A 7103-nucleotide genomic window follows, 5' to 3' on the forward strand; every position below is an offset into this window, starting at 1 on the left:
GCGCCGCCGGCGGCAGCGGCCCCGTCCGGCGTGGGCGCACCGTCCGGCGTGGCAGCACCGTCCGCGGCAGGCGCACCGTCGGAGGCACCGGCGCCCCGGGCGCCGGGGACGCGGAAGAGCCGGACGAGGAACACCGCGACCAGCGCGAGTACCGCGAGCCGGGCCAGCAGCGCGACCCCGGTCCGTGTGTCCACCACCTCGGTGATCCCCGCGAGCCGCAGCACCTCGCCGATGCCGCCGCCGGTGATGTACGGCTGCCGCAGGAGCAGCAGCGCCGCCGTCGCACCGGCCGCGAGCGCCCAGCCGGTGGTCACCACGCTGCGGACGACGGCCGACCGGGCGGCGGGCGGGCGGCAGAACAGCAGGAAGGCGGCGCCGCCCACCACCAGCAGGTATCCGGAGTAGGCGGCGTACCGGCCGGTGTCGTACAGCAGCGCGACGGCGGCGTCCTCGGCCGGCCCGTCCGCCACCACGACGCTGGTCTCGGACGGCGCCCCGACCGAGAAGGTGAAGGCGCCGGCGACCGGGTGGCTGTCGGTCGAGATCACCTGCCAGGCGACGGTGTAGGTGCCGTCGGCGACGTCGGGGCCGAGCGGTACGCCGTAGGAGGTGCCGCCCCCTTCGGCGGGCCGCCGCTCCGGCGGCCCGGTGTCGACCCGGACACCGTCCGGGTCGAGCACGCGGACCGAGTCGGCGGAGGTGGCGACGTCCTCGGAGAAGTGGAGCACCACCTCCGCCGGCGCCGCGTCGAGGACGGTGCCGTCCTCCGGGTCACTGCCGAGCAGCGACGCGTGGGCGGCGGCGGGCGCGGCGGCGAGCAGCACCGCGGCCAGCGTGGTGACGGCGAGCAGCAGGGCGGCCGCCGCGGCGCGGAGCCGGGGGGCGTGGAAGAGGTGGGGGGTGTCCATGACGCTCTACGGTCACCTACCGGTGTGGGTCGCGGAAGCCACCGGGACGTCGATCGTGAGAGTTCCGGACTTCTCGAAGGTCAGCTCGATCGGGACGGTGTCACCCTCGACGGGCCTGTGCGTCAGCCCGTGCAGCATCAGGTGGTTGCCGCCGCGCGCCAGCTCCAGCGAACCGCCCGCCGGGACGGCGAGCGAGTCGACGGGGCGCATCGCGTTCTCCACCGTCTCGTGCAGTTCGACCTTGTCGGCCATCTCGCTGACGGCGCCCACCAGTGCGTCGTCCTCGTCGCCGGTGTTCTCCAGGACCAGGAAACCGCCGGCGACCGCCTCGCTGACCGGTTCGGGGACGAACGCGCCGCTGACCGACAGCTCGGGCCCGTCCGGCTCGGAGGAGCAGGCGGTCGCGCCGGCCAGCAGCCCGGCGGCGGCCACCGCGAGGGCGGCCCGGCGTATCGAGACGCGCCGTCGGCCGGTGGCGCGGGGCAGCGGGGTCACGGGGTCTCCCCCTCGATGAGCACCGGCAGGTCGCGCTCGAAGGTCTCGGTGGTGACGCCCTCGGTGTAGAGGACGTGCGCCTTGTCGTCGCCCGGCAGGAAGGCGAGCACCTGCGAACCGTGGCTGGAGATGACCGCCCCGTCGTCCTCGACGTACGGCTCCTCCAGCAGCACGCCGAGCGAGCTCGCCGCCTCCTGGATCTCGCCGAAGTCGCCGGTGAGGCCGATGAAGTCGGGGTCCTGCGCCTGGAGCCACGCACCGAGCGACTCCGGGGTGTCGCGCTCGGGGTCGGAGGTGACCATGACGACGTTCAGCCGCTCCCGCTGCTCCTCGGTCAGCTCGGCGGCCGCGTTGGCGATGTTGCTCATCGTCAGCGGGCAGACGTCGGGGCAGTTGGTGTAGCCGAAGTAGAGCAGCGTGGTGACGCCCTCGGTCTCCGCGACGAGGTCGTACTCCTCGCCGTCGGTGTCGGTGAGGGTGAGCGCGGGCTTGGCGAAGGGCGTGTCGAGCACGGTGCCGCTGTCGGGGTCGGCGGCGCCGGTGTTGTCCTGGTCCACGACGGTGGCCGGCGGGGTGTCGTCCTCGCCGCCGCAGGCGGTCAGGACGAGCGCGGACGCCACGGTGAGCGCGACGGCCGCGCGGGTGGTGCGGAGCTTCATGGTGGTCGTTCTCCTGGGTGGTGCTGTACGTGACCGGCCGGTCGGTGAGCGGCCGGGGTGCCGGCCCGGCCGCGGCCGCACGGGGCGGCCGCGGCGTCGGAGCCGGCGGGTGTCGGGCGCGGAAGGCGGGGCGCGGAAGGCGGGGCGCTCCGCGCGGGAGCGGGACCGCCACCCCCGGGCGGGACACGGCGCACGGCTGGCGAGCGCCGTGCCCCGCACGGGGCGGCCGGGCATCGGGTGTGCGGGGGCGCGGGTGTGCGGGTGTCCGGGCGGGGACGGCCCCGCCCGGTGGACCCGACGCCCGGCCGGTACCCGGTGGTGGGCGTGGTGCCGCTGTGCGGCGACGCCCACCGGGTTCCGGGTGTCGCGGTCAGGAACCGGCGCCGGGGCGGCGCAGGGCGAGGAAGGCGACGACGGCGCCGGCGACACCGGCCGCGAGGCCGAGACCGCCGAGCACGCGGGCGGTGGTGTCGGACGCCGAGGAGTCGACGGTGGCGCCGGAGGCGGTCGCGGTCCCCTCGTCGTCGGAGTCCGCGTCGGGGGCGGCCGCGCCCTCCGCCTCGTCGTCCCCGCCGTGGCCGTGGCCGTCGTCGGCACCGGCGGTGAGCGTCAGGGTCGCGGCCGGGTACTCGGCGCCGTCGGTCGGGTCGTCGATCCAGCGCACGACCTCGTCCGAGTCGTAGGTCTGGATCGCCTTCAGCACCAGCTGGTCGACGTCCTCGGGCAGCCGGCCGACCGAGAGCGGGAACTGCTGGAAGGTGCCGGGGCTGATCTCGCCACCGGTCCAGATGATCTTGCTGGGGGCCTCGGTGACCTGGCTGCCGTGGACCTCCAGCGGCTCGTCCAGCTCCGCCGTCTCGACCTCGACCTCCCAGCCGGGCACCGCCTGCGGCTGGACCGAGGCGAGCGGGTGGTCGGGGTCGAGGTGCAGCTCGACGGCGACGGTCGAGGCGTCGTCACGCTCGTTCGGCACCTTGACGTTGACGGTCGCGTAGCCGCCGCCGGGCACCTCCTTGGGGTCGATGGTGACGTGCGCGGAGGCGGGCGCGGCCATGGCGAGCACGGCACCGGCGGCGACGGCGCAGCCAAGGGCGACGCGGGCACGACGAACGAGGGGGGTGGTCATGGGTACTCCTGGGTCCTGGGTGAAGGAAAGAGGACGCGCGCCAGGACGGCGCCGTCCCCACCAGAAGAAAGCGCTCGTCAGGCCGCGAGGGTCAGCCGGTCGGTCGACCGGTCGCGGTCCGCGGCCGGAGGTCCGCGCCGGGCCACGGCGTCGCTGAGGACCCGTCCGGAGGTGGCGGGGGGGGGATGGTGCCCGGTGCCCCGCGGCCGCACCGGTGCGGCGGGCGCGGCGGGGGCCCGGCCGCAGAGCAGCAGCGCCGCCGCCACCGCGACGCGCAGCGCGCCCGGCAGTGCGGCGACGGCCGCGCCGGAGAGCCGGATCAGCCGCCACAGCGCAGCCTCGCCCCGCAGCAGCAGCCAACCGGCGGCGAGCGCGGCGAGCAGGTGCCCGGCCAGCATGGCCGGGGCGGTCATCGCGACCAGTGCCGCCGCCACCTCGCCGGGAACGGCGGCGAGTCCGCCCGCCGCCTGCGGGAGGACGTCGGCGGTGGAGCCGTCCGGCATCGGCGGTGGCCGCAGTCCGGCCTCCGTCACGATGCGGTCGGCCTCGGCGGGGGTCAGCTTGAGGAGTTCGTCGTTGCACAGCAGCTTGGCGGCCATGCTCAGCACACCGCCGCCGCCCGCCGCGTCGCCGCCACCCGCGCCGCCGGTGTGACCGGCGTGGCCGGCCGCCGCGTCGGCACCGCCGGCCGCCGCGCCGTGGCCGAGGCCGAACAGCACGTGCAGCAGCAGCTGCGAGCCCGCGACGACCGCGACGATCCCGGGGAGCGACCGGCGCTCCCGGCCCGCGAGCGGCAGGATCGCCAGGAAGAGGGCCAGCCAGCCCGCGCCGAGTTTCCACGGCTCGATGCCGGAGCCGGCCGCCAGCACGTGGCCGGTCGAGGCAAGCACACAGCAGGCCGCGGCGAAGAGCGCGGCCCGCATCAGGCGCACATCGAGGGCGGCAGGCATAGCGGCAGCATCATCTCACCGGCGGCTCCCCGAACAGCCGCCGGGGCCGACATTCGACCAGCTGTGCGATCTTTCGTCCGATCTCCGACCCCGAACCGTGTGGCTATATCGACCCATCTGTCCCGTATATCCGCCGATCGGGCGGTACTACCACGCGGCCGGGCTTACGAACCGGGTCGATCGGCAATAACTACGAGTGCCGGGCGGCGACTGTCGCCGCGCGGACGAGAAGTGGGAAGGAGGAGCCATGAGCATCCGGTGGTCTCTCCAGCTGCGTCGCGAGGCTTCGAGCGTCCCTCTCGCCCGCCGCCTGCTCGCCGGCGCCATGGACACGGCGGGCGTGGACGCGGACATCGCTCACGAACTGTCCCTCGCCATCACCGAGGCGTGCGCCAACGCGGTCCAGCACGGCGGGCACTCGGGCGTCTACCAGGTCACCGCCTCCATCGACGGTGACATCTGCCGGATCGAGGTCACCGACTCGGGACCGGGATTCCCGCTCGGCCGACTCCTCGGCGAGCTGGACCCCCTCGGCGGCATCCTCGACACGGGCACGGCGACGACCATGACGCAGGTCGAGCACGAGATGGAGCACGGTCGCGGCCTCCGCCTCATCGAGGCGCTCTCCGACCGGGTCCGCTACGACAACCAACCGAACGACGGCGGCGCGGTCATCTCTTTCGACAAGATCCTCAAATGGCGAGAGGACTCGCTGCTCCAGGCATCCTGACGCCACACGACACCGCCGCGCCGCCCCCGACCCCGGGGCGGCGCGGCGGTGCGACGGCCGGAGCCGGCCGGAGCCGGCCGGGGGCAATGCCCGCCCCGATCGGCCCGGGAACACCCCCGCATGCGCGGGGAGCAGAGTGCCTCAGCACCATTCACGCGCACCCAGTAGGGAACACCCCCGCGTGTGCGGGGAGCAGGGTGCCTCAGCACCATTCACGCGCACCCAGTAGGGAACACCCCCGCGTGTGCGGGGAGCGGCGCTGGGTACTGTCGCACGCTTCGCCGCGTACGCGGGCTGCCTTGCATCCTGCGAGACGCCAGTGCAGGTCGGCCGTGACGTCTCGCAGTCCCGCTCGTTTCTAACCAGAGTTCACGCGCACCCAGTAGTTCATCCACTAGCGGGGAGACAAGATGGCGAAGTCGCGCAAACCTGGACGCCGCAACCGAGCCGGGGGCGGAGCTCGTACGACCACCCGGGGGGAGACGCGCCAGTTCACGCTGGGGGTGGCCGGGCTGGCCGTAGCAGTCTGGCGGGCGGTCATCAGCACACTCACACATCTCGACCGTTAGGCAGGGCCTGCCCAGGCGAGAATGTCGAAGCTCAGGTACTGCGAGGCCCCGCCCTCGGCCGAGGCGCCCCGGGAGATCAGCGGTGCGACGTGGCCCTCCCTGGTGCGGGCGCAGAGCGGCATCTCGGCCGACAGCTCGACCGTCCAGGCCGATGACGGGCGCCGCGAGCCGGTTGGCGGCGAGGCAGCGAGGCCGGCGGCGAGCCACTGCCTCTGCCGGCCTGGGGCGCGCGGGGTCCTCGGCCAGGCAGCGGGCGGCCGCCACCTCCTGGCGGGACCGGTGCCGGAACCCGGGTTGCGGTGAACTCCGGGCGGATCATCTTGACCGCGACAGGCAGGTGGGACCCTCCTGTGTCCTGAATCTTTCGGGTGGTGGTCCCCGGGGGTGGGAACTGACTCCACATGCCCGGTAGTTGTCTTGGTGTGCCGCCGCGCCCCCTGTACTCGGCGGCTGCTGGGGCGCCTCACGGCATCCCCGGGACATGCACGCGTCCATGACGCGCGACACAAAGGAGTGAACGCCGGGATGGTGTTCAAGCGTCTGCTCGGAACCTTCGGGGTCGGTGGGCCGAAGGTCGATACCGTTCTGTCCGGGAGCGGTACCCCTGGGGGAACGGTCCAGGGTGACGTCCACGTCCAGGGCGGTGAGGCCGAGTTCGACATCCAGCAGATCGTGCTGGAGCTCGTGGCGACCCCGCAGCAGCTTCCCGGCCAGCAGCAGGGCGGCGGCATGGGCGGCGGTCTCGGCGGTATGGGCGGCGGCATGGGTGGTGGCGCCCAGGGCGGCAAGCCCGTCGTCTTCGGCCGTCAGGTCGTCGCGGGCGGTTTCCGGATCGCCGCCGGTGAGAAGCAGGTCCACCCCTTCTCGATGCCGCTGCCCGCCGAGACGCCCTTCAACGAGCTGTACGGCCAGCACCTCGGGCTGGAGCTGGGAGTCCGCACGGAGCTGGCGATCGCCGCCGCCAAGGACAGCGGGGACATGGACCCGCTGACGGTCTCCGCGCTCCCCGCGCAGGAGGTGGCGCTGGAGGCCCTCGGCCAGCTGGGCTTCGGTTTCGCGCAAACCGTCCTGCTGCCCGGTCTCGTCACCGGCGCGCAGTACCAGGAGCTCCCCTTCCACCAGGAGCTGATGCTCAGCGCAGCGCCCCAGTACGCCGACCAGCTCCAGGGGCTCGACCTCACCCTGGTCGCCGGCCCGCAGGGAGTGGACGTCGTCCTGGAGGCCGACAAGCACCTTTCCGGCGGCGTGCCGATGCCGTTCGTGCGGCACACCATCCCCCACGCCGAGGTCACCTCCCGCGACTGGCAGGCGGAGATCGACGGCTGGGTGCAGGAGCTGCTCCAGCAGCGCCAGGAGTTCCTCAACCAGATGCAGATGCAGATGCAGATGGGCGGGATGCAGCCCGGGATGCATCCGGGCATGCAGCCGGGCATGCACCCCGACATGCAGCAGCAGCGCCGGGGCGGCGGCGCGGGGATGGCCGTGGCGGCCGGTGCCGCCGGGCTCGGTGCCGGTGTCCTCGGCGGCATGATGCTCAACGAGGCGTTCAGCGGTGACGACGAGGAGGACCTCGCCGACGACGGCGGCGACGACGAGTGACCGCGGGGGCGCCCGGCGCCCTCGGCGGCACCCCACCCCGGCCCCCGGCCGCGCCACCGCGCGGCCG

General features: G+C 74.1%; 8 protein-coding genes. 3 read left to right on the top strand and 5 right to left on the bottom strand.

The window, feature by feature from the left end; genetic code table 11:
* The 5 genes from HCN56_RS22110 to HCN56_RS22130 all read right to left on the bottom strand — a co-directional run.
* Nucleotides 1–908: copper resistance CopC family protein (locus tag HCN56_RS22110; protein ID WP_167973874.1), on the bottom strand; the 908-nt coding region annotated here is incomplete at its 3' end.
* 12 nt (nucleotides 909–920) lie between these two features.
* Nucleotides 921–1403 (bottom strand): copper chaperone PCu(A)C, encoded by a 483-nt coding sequence (locus HCN56_RS22115; protein WP_312871365.1) that lies wholly within the window; start codon nucleotides 1401–1403, stop codon nucleotides 921–923.
* Nucleotides 1400–2062 (bottom strand): SCO family protein, encoded by a 663-nt coding sequence (locus HCN56_RS22120; protein ID WP_167973876.1) that lies wholly within the window; start codon nucleotides 2060–2062, stop codon nucleotides 1400–1402. Before HCN56_RS22120 ends, HCN56_RS22115 begins: the two co-directional genes overlap by 4 nt.
* Before the next feature lie 370 nt (nucleotides 2063–2432).
* The gene (locus HCN56_RS22125) at nucleotides 2433–3188 is read right to left on the bottom strand and encodes a YcnI family copper-binding membrane protein (protein ID WP_167973878.1); all 756 of its coding nucleotides are present in this window, start codon (nucleotides 3186–3188) and stop codon (nucleotides 2433–2435) included.
* A gap of 77 nt (nucleotides 3189–3265) precedes the next feature.
* Nucleotides 3266–4138, bottom strand: a complete 873-nt coding sequence (locus tag HCN56_RS22130) for a hypothetical protein (protein ID WP_167973880.1) — start codon at nucleotides 4136–4138, stop codon at nucleotides 3266–3268.
* Nucleotides 4139–4385: 247 nt separating this feature from the next.
* Between HCN56_RS22130 and HCN56_RS22135 the strand changes: the two genes are divergently transcribed.
* The 3 genes from HCN56_RS22135 to HCN56_RS22145 all read left to right on the top strand — a co-directional run bounded on the left by HCN56_RS22135 (nucleotide 4386) and on the right by HCN56_RS22145 (nucleotide 7036).
* Entirely contained in the window at nucleotides 4386–4868 is a 483-nt protein-coding gene (locus HCN56_RS22135; RefSeq protein ID WP_167973882.1) for an ATP-binding protein, read from the top strand.
* 590 nt (nucleotides 4869–5458) lie between these two features.
* Nucleotides 5459–5740, top strand: coding sequence for a hypothetical protein (locus tag HCN56_RS22140; protein ID WP_167973884.1), 282 nt, complete (start codon nucleotides 5459–5461; stop codon nucleotides 5738–5740).
* A gap of 222 nt (nucleotides 5741–5962) precedes the next feature.
* Nucleotides 5963–7036: a sporulation protein gene (locus HCN56_RS22145; protein WP_167973886.1), complete on the top strand. Its 1074-nt coding sequence runs from the start codon at nucleotides 5963–5965 to the stop codon at nucleotides 7034–7036.
* Nucleotides 7037–7103 lie beyond the last annotated feature (67 nt).

This window comes from Streptomyces lonarensis (assembly GCF_012033735.1).
Classification (GTDB): domain Bacteria; phylum Actinomycetota; class Actinomycetes; order Streptomycetales; family Streptomycetaceae; genus Streptomyces; species Streptomyces lonarensis.